15 protein-coding genes are annotated in these 15,294 nt (G+C 63.4%); 7 read left to right on the top strand and 8 right to left on the bottom strand.

Annotation, left to right across the window (positions count from 1 at the left end; all coding sequences use genetic code 11):
* Positions 1-58 precede the first annotated feature (58 nt).
* The gene (locus I6F37_RS20065; RefSeq protein WP_225130381.1) at positions 59-577 is read right to left on the bottom strand and encodes a MarR family winged helix-turn-helix transcriptional regulator; all 519 of its coding nucleotides are present in this window, start codon (positions 575-577) and stop codon (positions 59-61) included.
* Between the two features lie 250 nt (positions 578-827).
* Between I6F37_RS20065 and I6F37_RS20060 the strand changes: the two genes are divergently transcribed.
* A complete protein-coding gene (locus I6F37_RS20060; RefSeq protein ID WP_225130379.1) occupies positions 828-2,003 on the top strand; it encodes an ABC transporter substrate-binding protein in 1,176 nt (391 codons plus the stop codon).
* Between the two features lie 106 nt (positions 2,004-2,109).
* Positions 2,110-2,565 carry a cupin domain-containing protein gene (locus tag I6F37_RS20055; RefSeq protein WP_036007559.1) on the top strand — a complete coding sequence of 152 codons (456 nt, stop codon included), beginning with the start codon at positions 2,110-2,112 and terminating at the stop codon, positions 2,563-2,565.
* 98 nt (positions 2,566-2,663) lie between these two features.
* On the opposite strand, the gene I6F37_RS20050 is transcribed toward I6F37_RS20055, so the two are convergent.
* From I6F37_RS20050 to I6F37_RS20040, 3 genes are all read right to left on the bottom strand, one after another.
* Entirely contained in the window at positions 2,664-3,914 is a 1,251-nt protein-coding gene (locus tag I6F37_RS20050; RefSeq protein ID WP_225152418.1) for a flavin-dependent oxidoreductase, read from the bottom strand.
* A gap of 306 nt (positions 3,915-4,220) precedes the next feature.
* Complete coding sequence (locus I6F37_RS20045; RefSeq protein ID WP_225152416.1) at positions 4,221-5,057, bottom strand: enoyl-CoA hydratase family protein; 837 nt, start codon at positions 5,055-5,057, stop codon at positions 4,221-4,223.
* A 41-nt stretch (positions 5,058-5,098) separates the two neighbouring features.
* Positions 5,099-5,860 (bottom strand): SDR family NAD(P)-dependent oxidoreductase, encoded by a 762-nt coding sequence (locus I6F37_RS20040; RefSeq protein WP_225152415.1) that lies wholly within the window; start codon positions 5,858-5,860, stop codon positions 5,099-5,101.
* 192 nt (positions 5,861-6,052) lie between these two features.
* Here I6F37_RS20040 and I6F37_RS20035 point away from each other — a divergent pair, with 192 nt between their 5' ends.
* Genes I6F37_RS20035 through I6F37_RS20015 form a run of 5 tightly spaced genes read left to right on the top strand, consistent with a single transcriptional unit; the run spans position 6,053 to position 11,804 of the window.
* On the top strand, positions 6,053-6,868 hold the full coding sequence (locus tag I6F37_RS20035) for an alpha/beta fold hydrolase (RefSeq protein WP_225152524.1): 816 nt from the start codon (positions 6,053-6,055) through the stop codon (positions 6,866-6,868).
* A 12-nt stretch (positions 6,869-6,880) separates the two neighbouring features.
* Positions 6,881-8,170 (top strand): acyl-CoA dehydrogenase family protein, encoded by a 1,290-nt coding sequence (locus tag I6F37_RS20030; protein ID WP_225152413.1) that lies wholly within the window; start codon positions 6,881-6,883, stop codon positions 8,168-8,170.
* 2 nt (positions 8,171-8,172) lie between these two features.
* Complete coding sequence (locus I6F37_RS20025) at positions 8,173-9,708, top strand: class I adenylate-forming enzyme family protein (RefSeq protein ID WP_225152411.1); 1,536 nt, start codon at positions 8,173-8,175, stop codon at positions 9,706-9,708.
* Entirely contained in the window at positions 9,705-10,793 is a 1,089-nt protein-coding gene (locus I6F37_RS20020; RefSeq protein ID WP_225152410.1) for an NAD/NADP-dependent octopine/nopaline dehydrogenase family protein, read from the top strand. Before I6F37_RS20025 ends, I6F37_RS20020 begins: the two co-directional genes overlap by 4 nt.
* 3 nt (positions 10,794-10,796) lie before the next feature.
* Positions 10,797-11,804: a 3-hydroxybutyryl-CoA dehydrogenase gene (locus I6F37_RS20015; RefSeq protein ID WP_225152407.1), complete on the top strand. Its 1,008-nt coding sequence runs from the start codon at positions 10,797-10,799 to the stop codon at positions 11,802-11,804.
* On the opposite strand, the gene I6F37_RS20010 is transcribed toward I6F37_RS20015, so the two are convergent.
* The 4 genes from I6F37_RS20010 to I6F37_RS19995 are packed head-to-tail and all read right to left on the bottom strand — an operon-like array spanning position 11,786 to position 15,256.
* Entirely contained in the window at positions 11,786-12,832 is a 1,047-nt protein-coding gene (locus tag I6F37_RS20010) for a peptidase M29 (RefSeq protein ID WP_036028939.1), read from the bottom strand. The two genes, I6F37_RS20015 and I6F37_RS20010, sit on opposite strands and share 19 nt — an antisense overlap.
* A gap of 32 nt (positions 12,833-12,864) precedes the next feature.
* On the bottom strand, positions 12,865-13,632 hold the full coding sequence (locus I6F37_RS20005) for an ABC transporter permease (protein WP_225111951.1): 768 nt from the start codon (positions 13,630-13,632) through the stop codon (positions 12,865-12,867).
* Positions 13,629-14,414 (bottom strand): ABC transporter permease, encoded by a 786-nt coding sequence (locus tag I6F37_RS20000; RefSeq protein ID WP_225152405.1) that lies wholly within the window; start codon positions 14,412-14,414, stop codon positions 13,629-13,631. Before I6F37_RS20000 ends, I6F37_RS20005 begins: the two co-directional genes overlap by 4 nt.
* Positions 14,411-15,256, bottom strand: a complete 846-nt coding sequence (locus tag I6F37_RS19995) for an ABC transporter ATP-binding protein (protein WP_050996053.1) — start codon at positions 15,254-15,256, stop codon at positions 14,411-14,413. The genes I6F37_RS20000 and I6F37_RS19995 overlap by 4 nt, the downstream gene beginning before the upstream one ends.
* Between the last annotated feature and the right edge of the window lie 38 nt (positions 15,257-15,294).

Genomic DNA, 15,294 nt, shown 5'->3' with positions numbered 1-15,294 from the left:
TTTGGGCATCCCGTGCTTTTTCATGCGGCAAAGGGTGTCGGGCTGTCGCGCCCGCAGGCTACGGCCGGCGGCGGGCGGCCGATTTCTGCGCGGACGCCTTGGTCTTGGCGAGGAGGCGCATCAATTCGCGCACATCCTTCGGGGAGAGATCGGCGAACAGATCGGCGATCCAGGTCTCGTGCTCGGCGGCCATCCTGCGGAACTCGGCACGCCCGAGCTTGGTCAGCCGGATCACCTGGACGCGGCGATCGGTGTCTGAGGTCCGCCGGTCGAGATGGCCTGATTCCACCAGGCGCTCCACGAGCCCGGTCACATTGCCGTTCGAGACCATCATGCGCTTGGAGACATCTGACAGGGTCATGCCGTCAGGCGCCTTGTCGAGCTGTGCCATCAAGTCGAAACGCGGCAACGTGACGTCGAACCGCTGCCGCAGCCGGCCGCGCACCTCGCCCTCGATCAGCGTCGTGCACGTCAATAGCCGCAGCCACAGCCGAAGCTCTTCGGCGTGGTCCTCCGGTGTTTCGACGGCCTTGGTCTCAGAATCGAGCATGTCGATGCAGTCACTCACGGCCGGCATTGGCGCGGGCGGATTCCCCCAACGTTTTGAGCTTCAAATAAATCCGAGCCGGCCGCAAGTCCAAAGCTGCAACAATCGACCGCACGCCAATTTCTTTAGGCTTCAAATAATTGGCGCGCAGCTTGCATGCATCGCTGCCCGCAGGATGCGACGCCCCGCGCTCGGCTTGCCGCGGCCGCCGTCATCGGCATAAGCTTTGGATTGGAGTACGTGGCTTGCAGCGCAAGCCAATCGTCACGAGGGACAGATCATGAAGACGAAAATAACCTTGGCCGCAGCTGCGATGCTACTTGGCACCGTGGTGACCCCTGCCCTCGCCCAGGAAAAAATCAAGCTGGGTGTGATCGTGACCCTATCGGGGCCCGCCGCAGCGCTGGGCCAGCAGGTTCGCGACGGCTTCGCCCTCGCCGTGAAGGATCTCGGCAGCAAGATGGGTGGCCGCGATGTCGAGGTCGTCGTCGTCGACGATGAGCTGAAGCCGGATGCTGCGGTGACCAAGGTGAAGGGCCTTCTGGAACGTGAGAAGGTCGACTTCGTGGTCGGGCCGATCTTCTCCAACATCCTGCAGGCCATCCACCGGCCCATCACGGAGTCGAAAACCTTCCTGATCAGCCCCAATGCCGGTCCGTCGACCTTCGCCGGCAAGGATTGCAACCCGTTCTTCTATGTGACCTCGTATCAGAACGATCAGGTGCACGAGATCCTCGGCAAGGTCGCGCAGGACCGCGGCTACAAGCGGATGTACCTGATGGTGCCGAACTATCAGGCGGGCAAGGATTCGGTGGCTGGCTTCAAGCTGGACTACAAGGGCGAGATCGTCGAAGAGTCCTACATGCCGCTGAACACGTTGGATTTCCAGCCGGAGCTCTCCAAGATTTCCTCGCAGAAGCCCGATGCACTGTTCACATTCATGCCGGGCGGCCTCGGCGTCAATCTCGTCAAGCAGTACCGGCAGGCCGGGCTCGCCGATACTATTCCGGTGCTCTCGGCCTTCACGGTCGATGAATCGACCCTGCCGGCACAGCAGGATGCGGCGGTGGGCATGTTCGGTGGCGCGAACTGGGCGCCCAATCTCGACAATCCTCAGAACAAGAAGTTCGTTGCCGCCTATGAGGCCGCCTACAACAGCGTTCCCGGCACCTACGCCTTCCAGGCCTATGATGCCGCGATGCTGATCGACAGCGCAGTGAAGGCCGTGAAGGGCAATCTCTCCAACAAGGAGGCCGTTGGCGCCGCGTTGAAGAAGGCCGACTTCACCTCGCTGCGCGGGGCCTTCAAGTTCAACAACAACAATTATCCGATCCAGGATTTCTACCTGACCAAGGTCGCCAAGCGTCCGGACGGCAAGTTCCAGACCGAGATCGTGCAGAAGGTGTTCGAGAATTACGGCGACCGCTATGCCAAGGACTGCAAGGCGGCGAACTGAGCATGATCCGGACCCGAAGGGCCGCACTAGCGCAAAGTGCGCAGCGGTTTTCCGAAAATGATCATGCTCTAACAATAGCCACGCAGCGCGTTACGGGAGGACTGCAATGAAGAGCGAAATCACCGGCATCACGCGGGCCAATGAGGGAATCCAGGGTATTTCCTGGAACATCCTTGGCCAGACCTACGTGCCGAAGAGCTACGCCGAGAACAGCTTCTCCTGGCACGCGACGCTGCCGCCGGGCACTTTCGTGCCGCCGCACATTCACCCCGACCAGGATGAGTATCTCTACATGCTGGAGGGCAAGCTCGATTTCATGCTGGGCAATTCGGAGGCGCAGGCCAGTGCAGGCGACCTGATCCGCCTCGGCATGGGCGTGCCGCACGGCATCTTCAACAAGTCGGAGCAGACCGCCAAGGTGCTGTTCTGGGTCTCGCCGAGCCGCAAGCTGTTCGACCTGTTCTGGGGTCTCCACAACATGAAGGAGCAGAAGCCCGAGGACGTCGTGGCGATGGCCGCCGAGTTCAACATCCACTTCCTGCCGCCGCCGCCCGGCGGCTAGAGCATGATCCGGAAAAGTGCGTAGCGGTTTTCCGAAAAGATCATGCTCAAACAAGAACCCTAAAGCGCGATGACGATTCCTCCCAATCGCATCACGCTTCAGGCGCGCACCGCCGCGAGTCCGGGCACCGCGGCGAAACCTGCCTTGGTGGCATAGCCGCGCACGATGGCCTCGCGCTGGGAATAGCTCAGGACGTTGTCGACATTGTCGAAGCCGTCGGGCGCGAGCTGCTCGACGGCGTCGATAACGCCCTCCGGCCCGCCGCGCCGGTTGGAGCGGACGATTTCGGCCGTCATCGGCAGACGCTTCTTCTCGTATTCGAGCAAGGCCTGTCGCGGGTGTTCGGCGCGCACCAGCACATCCGCAAGACAGCGCGCGTCGAGAATGGCCTGCGAGGCGCCGTTCGATCCAACCGGATACATCGGATGCGCGGCATCGCCGAGCAGCGTGACCCGGCCCAATGACCAATAGGGCAAGGGATCGCGATCGCAGGTCGGATATTCGTAGAATTCGGGCGTTGCCGAGATCAGGCTCTTCACGTCGATATAGGGCACCGAGAAGCGAGTCACATGCGGCATCAGCTCTTCGCGGCGGCCCGGCCGCGACCAGTCTTCCTTCCGCGGCGGCGGCGCGTTGCCCTCGCCCACCTTCACCAGCACCGCCCAATTGGTCAGGCGGCTCGCCGGGCTCGATCCTTCCGCGATCGGATAGATCACCACCTTGGCATTGAGACCGCCGGCCACGATCATCGATTTGCCGGTGAGAAACAGCGGCCAGTCGCGCGCACCGCGCCACAGCATGAGGCCGTTCCAGCACGGCGGCCCTTCGTTCGGAAACAGCGTCTCGCGGACGCGCGAGTGAATGCCGTCGGCGCCGATCAGGATATCGCCGCGCGCGGTGTGGACATGGGCGCCGGCGCGATCGAAGAAGTAAGCGGTGACGCCGCCCTCGTCCTGCGTGAAGGCGCCGAGCCGGCAGCCGGTGTGAATCGCCTCACGGCCCAACCGCTGCTCGACGGCACGATGGATGACGCCCTGAAGCCGGCCGCGATGGATCGAGAATTGCGGCACATCGTGGCCGGCGTCGATGCCGCGAGCTTCGCGCCAGACCTCCTGGCCATGGCGGTTGAGATAATAGAGCTGATCGGTGCGGATCGCGACCTCGTCGAGCTTCTGCAGCAGGCCGAGGCCGGCCAACTCCCGCATCGCGTGCGGCAGCGTGTTGATGCCGACGCCGAGCTCGCGAATGGTGTCGGCCTGCTCGAAGATCTCGCAATCCAGGCCGCGCGAGCGGAACATCAAAGCCGTCGTGAGACCACCGATACCGCCACCGACGATAATCGCCTTCATCGCCCTAACTCCACTCGAACCGCAGGCAATGGGTTAACGTCGCACGGGCGGTCACTCCGCCGCAAGCGGCTTTGTCGCCTCCGTCTTGAGCTCGGCCCGGGTCTTGGGCTTAGCCTTAATTCTCAGCTCCTGGAGATCCTGCCGGTCGCGCACGCTGTCGCGGAACCCGAATACATGCGCATCGGCGACATCATCGCGCGATTGGCGAGCTTCATCTCACGCAGGCGGCAATGAAATTATTTTAAACCTAAAATAATCCCCCGCCAGTCCCCCTCGCTGGATTGGCTGCAGATAATTACGACCGGCTCAGTCGCCCCTGAAGACCGGTTTGACCTTGCTGGCGAAAGCCTCGAAGGCTCGCTCGAAATCCGCCGTTGTCATGCACAGGGCTTGAGCCACGGCCTCTGCCTCGATCGCCTCCTCGACGGACATCGCCCATTCCATAGCCAGCATCCGCTTGGTCATGGTGTTGGCGAAGGTCGGGCCTTCCGCGACCTGCTTGGCCAGAACCTGCGCCTGGGGCAGCACCTGCTCCCGGGTGACGATACGGCTGAAGAAGCCCCAGCGCTCGCCCTCTTCCGCCGTCATGAACCGGCCGGTGTAGAGCAGCTCGGAGGCGCGGGACTGCCCGATGATCCGCGGCAGGATGGCGCAAGCACCCATGTCGCAACCAGCCAGCCCCACCTTGTTGAACAGGAACGCCACCTTGGCCCCGCTCGCCGCAAGGCGCATATCAGACGCCATCGCGATGATCGCTCCGGCCCCGGCACAGATACCTTCGACCGCGGCTACGATCGGCTGCGGACAGGCCCGCATCGCCTTGACGAGGTCGCCGGTCATGCGCGTGAAGGCGGTCAGACCCTTGGTGTCCATCTTCACCAGCGGGCCGATGATCTCGAACACGTCGCCGCCGGACGAGAAATTGCCGCCGGCACCCGTCACGACGATGGACTTGACCGCGTCGTCGAAGGCGCAGGCGCGGAAGAAGTCGGTCAGTTCCCGATAGCTCTCGAACGTCAGCGGATTCTTTCGTTCGGGACGGTTGAGCGTCACCGTCGCAACGCCGTCGACCACGGCGAGCAGGAAATGCTGCGGTGAGTAATCCGCAAGCGGCACGGTGACGGGATTGGCTGGTCTGCTCATGGGATCTCCTTGGCTTTCTTTTTCCGCGCCTGCCAGGCAGGCTAGACTTCGCCACCGGCCACTGCGATCGCCTGTCCGGTGATCGAGCTCGCGCCCTCCCCGCACAGCCAGAGAACCGCGTCTGCGACCTCCTGAGGCGTGACCAGGCGTCCTTGCGGATTGTGCTTCGCGAGCTCGGCAATTGCCTGCTCGCGGGTCCGGCCCGTCTTCTTCATGATGTTGTCGATGCTGCCGGCAACGAGATCGGTGTCGGTGAAGCCGGGACACACCGCATTCACGGTGACGTTGCTTCCAGCCATCTCGAGGGCAAGGGAACGCACGAGGCCGATCACGGCGTGTTTGGCCGCTGCATACGCGCTGACATAGGCGTAGCCCTTGAGGCCTGCGGTGGACGCTACCGCGACGATGCGCCCGTAGGGACGATCCTTCATGCCCGGCAGCACGGCCTGGACGGCATGCACGACGCCCATGAAATTGACATCCATCATCCGGCTGAAGAGCGCACTGTCCGATTTCGCGAACGGCGCCGATTCAGCGCTGCCCGCATTGGCAATCAGGATGTCGATCGGCTTGCGCGCACTTGCCCCGGCGATCGCGGCTTTCAGAGACGCTTCGTCCGAGACATCAGCGACAGCCGTAAAGTGCGCGGCGCCTGCATTGACCGCCTCGTCGAGAACCGCCGCGTTCCGGCCAAGCACGGTCACGGTCGCACCGGCGCCGACGAGAGCGGACGCGATCGCGCGGCCGATGCCGCGCCCGCCACCGGTGACCAGCGCGTGCGGGGAATGCGGCAATCCGGACATGCGCTGGCTCCCTCGGATATCGTGACCAGTGTTCGATATATTTTAACCTTCAAGTTTTTGCAACGAAAGCGGCGCTTGGTCGGCAAATGATGCGGCATGAGCGACGGCCCGAAAATTGCTTTAAGTATAAAATTATCGCTTTCCATCCTCGAAAGGCCTGTTAGCATCGAGGGGCCAGCAGAAGGATGTCGCGTGTCGCAGCCTGTGCCAATGATAACAAAGGACGGACGCTTCGCCTACGAAGCCGCGGGCGATCCGGACGCGATACCGCTGATCTTCCTGCACGGCATCGGCGGCGCGGCGCGGGCCTGGCGGCGGCAGCTTGCGACATTTGGCGACCGCTTCCGCGCGATCGCATGGGACATGCCCGGTTATGGAGGATCGGCGCCGCTTGCGAGCGTCAGTATCGCTGCCCTGGCGGAGGCGCTCCAGCAGTTCATCGCGCAACTTGGCGTCAGCAGACCTGTTCTGGTCGGCCATTCCATCGGCGGCATGATCGTTCAGAAGTGGCTGGTTCAATCCCCCAAGCTGGCACGCGCAGTCGTGCTGGCGCAGACCAGCCCTGCGTTCGGAAAGGCGGACGGCGACTGGCAGAAATCATTCATCGCAGCGCGACTGGGACCGCTTGATCGCGGGGAGACGATGAAGTCGCTGGCCCCCTCCCTGGTGAAGGAGCTCGTCGGCGACGATCCCGATCCGAACGGGATGGAGGTTGCCCGCGAATGCATGGGGAGCGTGCCCGAAGCGAGCTATCGCGCCATGATGCTGGCTCTCATCGGCTTCGATCAACGCAGCACGCTCGGAAATATCTCCGTTCCCACGCTGTTGCTGTCCGGCTCAAAGGACAACAACGCGCCCGCGCCGATGATGGCAAAGACGGCGACCTATATCCCGGGGGCCGAATATGTCGAGCTGCCTGGCGTCGGCCATCTCGCCAATCTCGAACGCCCCGAGGCCTTCGACGATGCTCTCGGCCGGTTCCTGAACTCGCTCGCGACCAAAGCCTAAGGTAACTGCGCGATGACCATGCAAGTCAGCAAGACGATTGGCGCGACCGACAAGGTCGCGCTGGATGCGCCGATCTTCGATCCCACTGCATTCCGCTTGAACGACGAGCAGGCCGGCATCATCAGCCGCGCGAGAGAGATCGGCCAGACCGTGTTCGCCGGTCGCGCCGCCACTTACGATCGTGAGGCGACTTTCCCGACTGAAAATTACCGCGATTTGCATCGCGTCGGCCTGCTCGGCATCGCCGTGCCCAAGAGGCACGGCGGCCTGGGTGCCAATTACCAGACCTATGCCTTGGCGGCGGCCGAGATCGGCCGCTATTGCGGCGCCACCGCGCTGACCTGGAACATGCATGTCTGCTCGACCCTGTGGTCGGGTCCGCTCGCCGACGATCTGGACATGGACGCGGACACCCGTGCCGAGCACGAGCGGCGGCGCGCGGTGCACTACAAGCGGATCGTCGAGGACGGGGCGATCTATTCGCAACCCTTCTCCGAAGGTGGAGCTGCCGCTGCCGGCGGCGTTGCTTTTGGCACCGAAGCAAGGCCGGTCGCGGGTGGCTGGATCGTCAACGGCAAGAAGATCTTTGCATCGCTCTCGGGCCACGCCGACTATTACGGCGTGCTTTGCACCGAGATCGAGCAAGGCGAGAAGGCGTCGCGCCGCAACACGCTTTACCTGGCGATATCAGCCAAATCAGAAGGCGTCTCGGTCGTCGGTGAATGGGATCCGCTGGGCATGCGCGGCACGGTCTCGCGGACGCTGCTGTTCAAGGACGTGTTCGTTCCGGAAGATTCGGCGCTGATGCCGCGCGGCGTGTATTTCCAGGCAGCTCAGCGCTGGCCGCACATGTTCCTGACGCTGTCGCCGACCTATATGGGCCTGGCGCAAGCCGCCTACGACTTCACCTTGCGTTACTTGCGCGGCGAGGTCCCGGGCATGCCGTCGGTCAAGCGGCGGATGTACCCGACCAAGCAGATCGCGGTGGCGCAGATGCAGATCAAGCTGGAGCAGATCAAGGCAATCTGGTTCCAGGCCGTGACCGAGGCGCGCGCCAATCCGAGCAAGGAGCAGGTGCTGCGCGCCTACGCCGCGCAATATTCGGTGATGGAGGGCGCCAATGAGCTCGCCGCGCTCGCGATCCGCACCTGCGGCGGTCAGGCCATGCTTCGCTCGCTGCCGCTGGAGCGGATCTATCGGGACAGCCGCTGCGGCTCGCTGATGCTGCCCTGGACCGCCGAGCTCTGCCTCGACCGGATCGGGCGCGAAGCACTGTACGAGGCCGGTGAAACGGACGACTGACCGTGGACCTCTGTAGCCTGATCGACCGCAACGCGGCGTTCGCGCCAGACAAGACGGCCATTGCCTTCGAAGGGACGCGGCTGAGTTATGCGGCATTCGCCGCACGCATCGAGCAAACGGCCACGGCCTTGAAACAGGCGCTTGGCGTCGGCCGCGGCGATCGCGTCGCGATTCTAAGCCTGAACCGGCCGGATTATCTGGTTCTGCTTTACGCCTGTGCGCGCCTCGGCGCGATGCTGGTGCCGCTGAACTGGCGACTGGCCGTCGCCGAGCAGCTGTTCATTCTCAGTGATGCCGGCGCCAAGGTCCTGGTGCTCGAGCAGGCGTTTTCCGGAGTGCTTGCCGAGCTGGGGCAGACCGCGGCAGGGACATCCGTCGTCGGCCTCGACTTCACGCCGCCTCGCGGCACGGTATTCGAAGATTTGCTGGTCCGCGGTGACGGCACGAGCCGAAATCCACACACCGACCTCTCCAGCCCGCTGCTCATCGTCTACACGTCAGGCACGACGGGAAGACCCAAGGGCGCGGTGCTGCGCCAGGAGGCGCTGTTCTGGAACGGCGTCATGAGCCAGCACATGCACAACATGACATCCGACGACCACGTGCTGACCGTGCTGCCGTTCTTTCACGTCGGTGGCCTCAACATCCAGACTACGCCGGCGTTGCAGCTGGGCGCGACCGTCACGGTCCATGCGCGCTTCACGCCGGACGCCGCGCTTGCGGCCATTGAAGGGGAACGGCCGACACTCACGGTGATGGTTCCTGCGATCCTTCAGGCGGTGAGTGAGCATCCCGCCTGGGCGACCGCTGATCTTTCCTCACTCAAGGCCGTCGCCACCGGCTCGACCATCGTACCGCCGCACCTGATCGAGCGCTTCGTCGCGCGCGACGTCCCGGTGCTTCAGGTCTATGGCTCGACCGAAACCTGCCCGATCGCCGTCTACACGCGGCTTGGCGGCGATCTTTCGCGCGCGGCATCGACCGGCCTTGCCGGCCTGTGCTGCGAGGCAAAGGTGATCGACCAGGCCGGCGAAGAACTGCCCGCGGGCACGCCGGGCGAAATCGCGGTGCGCGGTCCCAACGTGTTCTTTGAATATTGGGGAAACGACGCCGCAACGCGCGAGGCGCTGCAGGATGGCTGGTATCGCACCGGTGATATCGGCCTGTGCGATGCCGACGGCTATTTCTGGGTCCGCGACCGAAAGAAGAACATGATCATTTCAGGCGGAGAAAACGTCTACCCGGCCGAGGTCGAGCGCGTCCTGCTCGAACACCCCGACGTCAGCGAATGCGCCGTGATCGGCCGGCCGGACCCGCGCTGGGACGAGGTGCCGGTCGCCTATGTCATTGCGAGATCCGGCTGCCGGCTCGAGGCGGACGAATTGAGGGCGCATCTTCAGGCGCAACTCGCGCGCTACAAAATTCCGCGCGAGATCGTCTTCGTCAACGACCTGCCGCGGACGGCCCTGGGCAAGGTCCAGCATTTCCTGCTGAAGCAGCTTGATGCGCAGTCACGGGCGCAAGGAGAAGCATCTTGAAGATCGCAGTTCTGGGTGGGGGAAACGGCTCTTTCGCGGCCGCGGGCGATTTTGCGCTGTCGGGGCACGAGGTGCGGCTCTGGCGCCGCGATGCCGATCAGGTCGCAGCGCATCGCGCCGCCGGCTCGCGCATCCTGGTCAAGGATCACAACGGCCGTCATGACGTGAAGCTGGCGCTGGTCACGACCGACATCGCGGACGCCGTCGAAGGCACGGAGTTGATCCTGTGCCCGGCTCCGGCCTTCGCTCAAGCAGATATCGCTCGCCTGCTCGCGCCGCATTTGCGGGACGGTCAGGTCGTGTTTCTGCCGCCAGCGACGTTCGGCTCGATGATCTTCGCCCAGGCGGCCCGAGATGCCGGCAACAATGCCAAGGCCAGCTTTGCCGAAACGGGCACGCTTCCGTGGCTGACCCGCAAGCACGGACCGTTCGAGGTCGCGATCACCATCCGCGCCAAGCGGCTCCCGGTCGGCGTGTTCCCGCTCGAGCAGGCGCCCCACGCCCTCGCAGTGATCGGGCGCGCTCTCCCAGACGCGATCGAGACATGCGGAGACGCGCTGTCGGGCGCCCTGATGAACGCAGGTCCGATCATTCACCCGCCGTTGATCGTGATGAACGCAGGGCCGATCGAACATTTCGAGCGCTGGGACATTCACAAGGAAGGTACGCAAGCCGCGATCCGCCGGGTCACTGACGCGCTCGACGCAGAACGCATCGCAGTGCGCGAGGCACTCGGCTACGGCGCGCCACATTTCCCGCTGGCTCATCACTACGCGAGGGAAGGCGAGATCTGGATGTATGGCCGCGGCTCGCACGACCGACTGACCGATTCCGGTGATTGGCGCGAGCGGATCGTGCTGACAGAGCACCGTTACATGCGCGAGGATCTGCGGCTTGGGCTGTCGCTGCTGGTGTCCGTCGCGGGCCTCGCTGGCGTGGACACACCGCTGGCCAAAGCGTTTCTGTCAATCGGCGGCGCGGTCTGCGGCGAAGATTTTGCGCGAGGTGGCCGAACGCTCCAGACGCTGGGACTCGGCGAGCTCAGCAAGGCTGAATTGCAGACGCTGCTCCGCAATGGATTCTGATCAATGACCAGTCGCATCAATATCGCCTGTCTCGGCGCTGGCCGCATGGGCCGGGGCATTGCCGTTGCCTTCGCGTATGCAGGGCACATGGTCACGATGATCGATATCAAGGCGCGTTCCGCGGAGGACTTCACCAAGCTGGAAACGGACGCGCTTGGCGAAGTCAGGAAGACCTTCGCCAGCCTGTCAAAACTGGGGCTGCTGACCGACGCGGATGTCGATCCGCTGATCGCGCGGGTCTCGGTGGTGCCGGCGAGCCGGAGCGGCGCAGCGTTGGCCGAAGCCGGAATGATCTTCGAAGGCGTTCCTGAGGTGGTCGAGCTCAAGCGCGAGGTGCTGGGGGCGGCGGCAAAGCAGGTCGGCCCTGAAACGATCATCGCGTCGACGACCTCGACCATCCTCGTCGACGATCTCTCGGGCGCGATCGTGAGCCCGCGCCGCTTTCTAAACGTGCACTGGCTCAACCCGGCCTATCTCATCCCGCTGGTCGAGGTTTCGCCCGGCAAGGCGACAGACCCGGCCGTCATCGACGAGGTCAAGACGCTGCTCGAAGGCATCGGGAAGGTGCCGGTGGTCTGCGCCGCCACACCGGGTTTCATCGTCCCGCGCATCCAGGCGCTGGCAATGAACGAGGCCGCGCGCATGGTCGAGGAAGGCGTCGCCAGCGCCGAAGAGATCGACAAGGCGATCCGTTACGGCTTCGGCTTCCGCTATGCCGTGCTCGGGCTGCTCGAATTCATCGATTGGGGCGGCGGCGATATCCTATACTACGCCAGCCGTTACCTCGAAGGCGCGCTTGGTAGCGACCGCTATCGCGCGCCGGAGGTCATTTCCCGCAACATGCATGAAGGCCGGATCGGCCTGCGCACGGGCGCCGGCTTCCTGGATTACTCCGGGATGGACGTCGATGCTTATCGCGTGAAGCGGTTGCAGGCCATGGTCGACCTGCTCCGGCACTTCGACCTCGCCCGGCCGCCCGTGCTCGATCGCGGCTACCCGAAGACGTCCTGAAGCACGCCTTCGCGGACGACCGCAACGCCGTCGAGCTCGATCGTCGTTCCCATCATCGGCAGGTCGAAATGTCCGGCCGTGTAGCGCCCTGCAAATTCATTCGCACCGGTCGAGAACAGGAAATTGCCGGAAACGGCCCGAATCTCTGTGCCGTTGGTGTCGCGCTGGTCATACATGGATAGTGCCTCATAGCGCGCACCGGGATTCATGCCGAAGCCGACATGCGACACGGCATAGGCTTCGCGATCGCCCCAGGCGGCCAGATAAGCGCGCATCATCGCGGCATCCGTGCCCTCGCCTTCGAGTTCCACGACATAGTCGTCCTTCAGAGTCATCTTCACCGGCGAGGTCAGGTAGCGCTTGAAGGTCAGGTTGATGTCGCCGGGCGCCATCACCAGAGTGCCGTTGATGGTCCCGCTCTTGGGAAAGCTGACGACGATGCCGCCGGGCCAATGCGCGAGCGTGCCGGGCTTGTCGGTCCAGCCCCACACACCGACCGTCGACGCTCCGACCATATCGACATCGAGCGCCGTGCCGGCCTTCGAGGAGACACGCATGCGCTTCGTTCCGCGCAGCATTTTGGCCGCCGCACGAACACGCTTTTCGAGCGCGGAATCCGGCACCATGCGCTCCAGCGCTTCGGGATGCTCGTTAGAGATCACCAGGATCCGCGCGCCGGCTTTGAGAATCTCCGGCGTCTCCACCGCATGCATCAGTCCTTCGATGGTGCAATCCACGACGAAGCCGGCCTGCTGAAGCGCCGTGATCACTGGACCAAGCTTTTGGATCGCCTCGCTCGCCCCGGTGGAGCGGACCGGAACGATATGCCGGTTACGTGGCGTCGGCATCACCACATGAAACGGCCGCGCGCCCATCCGCAGCAGGGCCAGCTCCGCGAGATGGACGTTCAACGCGCGTGACTGGGTCTCCGACAGGATCGCCGCGGTATCGCCGGCCTTGACGGCGCATCGCTCAAAGATCTCGCAAAACGCATCGATCCATTTTGCCTCGATACGATCAGCCAGCATGGTTCTCTCCCGGTCTTCAGGATTCTTGTTAGTTACGCTTCGGGGAAGCCCCGGAGCAAGTACGAGCGCACGGCTCCCAGCAGGCCGTTCAAGATCAAGCCCAGCAGCGAGATCGTGATCAGCGGCACGAACATGTCCACGGCCTGGAAGGTTCTGGCCGCAGTCACGAGGGCGTGCCCCAATCCGTCCGTCGACGTGATCATTTCGGCCAGAAACACCACGATGCAGGAAATGACAAGGCCAATCCGGCACCCGGTCAGGATCGACGGCATCGCTGCCGGCAGCACTACCTTGAAGAGGATTTCGTAGCGTGACGATCCCGCAGCCATAGCCGACCAGATCAGCTTCTGCTCGACGGTCGAGGCACCGTAATAGGTCGACAGCAGGATCGGGAAAAGAGCGTCGGCAGCCACTAATGTGATCTTCGATCCGTGGCCAAATCCGAGCAGCAGCAGCAAGGCCGGATAGAGCGCGACCTTGGGCAAAGGCGCCAATACGCGCACGATGGGCCGAACCACGGCGTTGATCGCCGGATTGGCGGCGGCGGCAATGCCGATGCTGACACCGAGCACGACAGCAATCGCGAAGCCGGCAAACAGCCTGATCAGGGTCGCCGCGATCTCGTGCTGGAACGTCGAGGTTACGAGTTGCTGGAGCAGCCGGCCGAAGACGTAGCCAGGCGGCGGCAGCAGAACTGCCGGCGCGAAGCCGAAAGATACCAAGCCTTGCCACAGCGCGATCACCAGTGCGATCGGAGCAATTCCAAGAACGAAATTAGGGGCGAGAAGCCGCGACATCATGAGAAGCTCAGCGGCATGTCGAACTGCGGCTCGGACCAGCGCACGAGCCTAGCACGAACCTTCTCGAAAATCGCGTCGAGGCAGATTCCCATCGCTCCAACGATGATGATCATCGCAAAGACGGGTTCGTATTGGCCCATGTCGAGCGCGTTGAACAGGATGTTTCCGGCACCGGACTGACGGGCAATCATCTCACTGGTGATCATCGTGATCAGCGCCAACACCAATCCTGTACGACACCCCGTCAGAATTTCCGGCAGCGCCGCCGGCAGCACGATACGCACCAGGCGTTGCACCGGCGAGAGCCCCATCGCAGCGCCCGACCACAGCATCTTCTCTTCGACCGCCTTGGCGCCTTCGAAGCTGTGATAAATCACGGGCAGGCTGACGCCGAGGAAGATCACGAGCGTCTTCGTGATGTCGCCGACGCCGAGCCAGAGCATGATGATCGGCATCAAGGCCGCCTTCGGCACCGGATAGATCACCATCAGCAGCGGATTGAAGAAGGCCGCAATCGCGGCGCTACGTCCCATCAACAGGCCAAGCGGAATCGACACGAGCACGGCCGCGCCAAATCCCATCGCCATGCGCCGGAGCGAGGCCAGAATATTGATCAGGGATTCCCTGTCGCCAAGGATGTCCGGAATCGCTCTCATCGCTCCAATCGCGGTCGGAAAGCTGTCATTCTTCAGCGCCAGTGACGCGACCTGCCACACCACCAGCAATCCGATGCAGGCGAGCACCGGGGCAGCGCGCTTGGTCATGCCGGCCGCCGACATCACGCGGGCGCTCCGGCTTCGTCGCTCTCGTCGAACATGCGCTCGATGTCGACGACGTACTTCTGGTAACGCGGATCGAGCAACAGCTCGTTGCGGCGGCGCGGCCGCGGCAGGTCGATGTCGATGACCTGCCGGATTCGCCCGGGCGATTTCGACATCATGACGACCTTGTCCGAGAGGAAGACGGCTTCGTCGACCGAATGGGTGACGAAAAGCACCGTCTTGCGGTCACGCTCCCAGATGTTCAGAAGATCGTTCTGCAGGCGCGTCCTCGTGTGCGCGTCGAGTGCCCCGAACGGCTCGTCCATCAGCAGCACTTCGGGATGGTAGGCAAGCGTCCGCGCCAGCGCCACGCGCTGCTTCATGCCGCCCGACAGCTCCTTGGGATAGAAGTTCTCGTAGCCCTTGAGGCCGACCATCTCGATCAGGGCCCGGCTCTGCGCTTCGGCCTCGGTGCCGCGAATTCCTTGCTGACGCGGCCCATACATCACGTTGCCGAGCACAGTCTTCCAGGGAAAGAGCGCAAATTCCTGGAATACCGGTCCGCGATCCGGACCGGGCCCCGTGATCGCCTGTCCCTTCATCTTCGCCGCGCCGCTGGTTGGACTGACGAAGCCGCCGACAATGTAGAGCAGTGTCGACTTGCCGCAGCCGGACGGACCAAGGATGGAGACGAAAGCTCCTTCCTCGATCGTCAGCGAAATGTCCGAAAGCGCAACGTGATTCTTGCGTGCCGAGGTTTTAAAGACCTGCGACACGCGGTCGATCTCGATGATTGCGGAAGCCGGGTCTTGTTGCGTCACCGGTCTCACCCATTCGCTCGATCTCGCAGATACTACCGTCATCCCGCCTTCCGTCCCACTCGCACGAGGATTCAGCGGCA

It is taken from the genome of Bradyrhizobium sp. NBAIM08, from assembly GCF_020193935.1.
Taxonomy (GTDB): domain Bacteria; phylum Pseudomonadota; class Alphaproteobacteria; order Rhizobiales; family Xanthobacteraceae; genus Bradyrhizobium; species Bradyrhizobium yuanmingense.
Note: the sequence above shows the minus strand (reverse complement) of the source record. Positions and strands in the feature narration are given on the sequence as shown.

Coding starts and splice junctions, on each gene's coding strand:
- I6F37_RS20065 (WP_225130381.1), bottom strand. CDS start 577: ATGCCGGCCGTGAGTGACTGCATCGACATGCTCGATTCTGAGACCAAG.
- I6F37_RS20060 (WP_225130379.1), top strand. CDS start 828: ATGAAGACGAAAATAACCTTGGCCGCAGCTGCGATGCTACTTGGCACC.
- I6F37_RS20055 (WP_036007559.1), top strand. CDS start 2,110: ATGAAGAGCGAAATCACCGGCATCACGCGGGCCAATGAGGGAATCCAG.
- I6F37_RS20050 (WP_225152418.1), bottom strand. CDS start 3,914: ATGAAGGCGATTATCGTCGGTGGCGGTATCGGTGGTCTCACGACGGCT.
- I6F37_RS20045 (WP_225152416.1), bottom strand. CDS start 5,057: ATGAGCAGACCAGCCAATCCCGTCACCGTGCCGCTTGCGGATTACTCA.
- I6F37_RS20040 (WP_225152415.1), bottom strand. CDS start 5,860: ATGTCCGGATTGCCGCATTCCCCGCACGCGCTGGTCACCGGTGGCGGG.
- I6F37_RS20030 (WP_225152413.1), top strand. CDS start 6,881: ATGACCATGCAAGTCAGCAAGACGATTGGCGCGACCGACAAGGTCGCG.
- I6F37_RS20015 (WP_225152407.1), top strand. CDS start 10,797: ATGACCAGTCGCATCAATATCGCCTGTCTCGGCGCTGGCCGCATGGGC.
- I6F37_RS20010 (WP_036028939.1), bottom strand. CDS start 12,832: ATGCTGGCTGATCGTATCGAGGCAAAATGGATCGATGCGTTTTGCGAG.
- I6F37_RS20005 (WP_225111951.1), bottom strand. CDS start 13,632: ATGATGTCGCGGCTTCTCGCCCCTAATTTCGTTCTTGGAATTGCTCCG.
- I6F37_RS19995 (WP_050996053.1), bottom strand. CDS start 15,256: ATGACGGTAGTATCTGCGAGATCGAGCGAATGGGTGAGACCGGTGACG.